At 38.1% G+C, this 885-nt stretch carries 2 protein-coding genes; one reads left to right on the top strand and one right to left on the bottom strand.

The features are described from left to right. The first annotated feature begins 79 nt into the window (after window positions 1-79). A complete protein-coding gene (locus ACFIKJ_RS09480) occupies window positions 80-397 on the top strand; it encodes a type II toxin-antitoxin system HicB family antitoxin (protein WP_004856761.1) in 318 nt (105 codons plus the stop codon). 75 nt (window positions 398-472) lie between these two features. Here ACFIKJ_RS09480 and ACFIKJ_RS09475 read toward each other — a convergent pair whose 3' ends face one another. Next, window positions 473-751 (bottom strand): hypothetical protein, encoded by a 279-nt coding sequence (locus ACFIKJ_RS09475; protein ID WP_375648910.1) that lies wholly within the window; start codon window positions 749-751, stop codon window positions 473-475. Between the last annotated feature and the right edge of the window lie 134 nt (window positions 752-885).

Here is an 885-nt window from a genome sequence, read left to right as displayed (position 1 = left end):
ATCTCATCGAACGAGATTTACGAAAAAGCCATCGTAATTGACCAATATCCTCTGTAGAGGATATAAGAAAGGATGAAACATGAACAATAATCATTATACATATCGTGTTTTGTGGTCGCAAGAAGATGAGGAATATGTCGGATTGTGTGCAGAATTCCCATCCCTTTCATGGTTAGATGCTCAAGCAGAGAAAGCTTTAAAAGGCATTATGGACCTTGTTTCAGAAGTTGTTGAGGACATGCAACATAATGGAGAAGAAGTTCCTGTGCCTTTGTCACATGGTAAATACAGTGGTAAGTTTCAATTAAGAATACCACCAGAACTCCATAGAAAACTTGCAATACAAGCCGCTGAAAATGGTGTGAGTTTAAACAGATACATTTCTTCTAAACTGTAATTTTCTCTTGATAAATATTCGTTTTTAACCACCTCCCCATTGTTGAGAACGGGGAGGGGAGTTCTATTTTTTTAATTAAGCAACCTTTTTAATGGGGCTCTCTAAAGTAGGAGCATAAGCTTGCAATAACGGATTCATGCTATGCGGTAGTTCTGAAGTTCCAAAACCTGTAAGAACTGCTAGAATCTTTGTAATATTCGGCACTTCATCTTGAAGTTTTACAATCAAAGCTTTTTCTACCACCCCCATGATGTCAACCAGAGCACTACAATTTTTATCATCTACATATTCACAATTGACAAACTGAAACAACGTTATCCACAAATCGCATAAGAAGTTAGTATCTACCTTCATTGCACACCCCCAAAGATTTGTTCTCTCAAACATGCCAATCCTCTGGAGGTGATTTTCGTTGAAGGCAGGACCTTTTCTGTACCATCCGGTCTTTGAATGGTAATAGCGGGACAATCCATAAAGCCTTTCTTGAT

It is taken from the genome of Bartonella sp. PS7NMGDW, assembly GCF_042193585.1.
Lineage (GTDB): Bacteria > Pseudomonadota > Alphaproteobacteria > Rhizobiales > Rhizobiaceae > Bartonella > Bartonella grahamii.
This window is presented reverse-complemented; position numbering and strand designations above follow the sequence as displayed.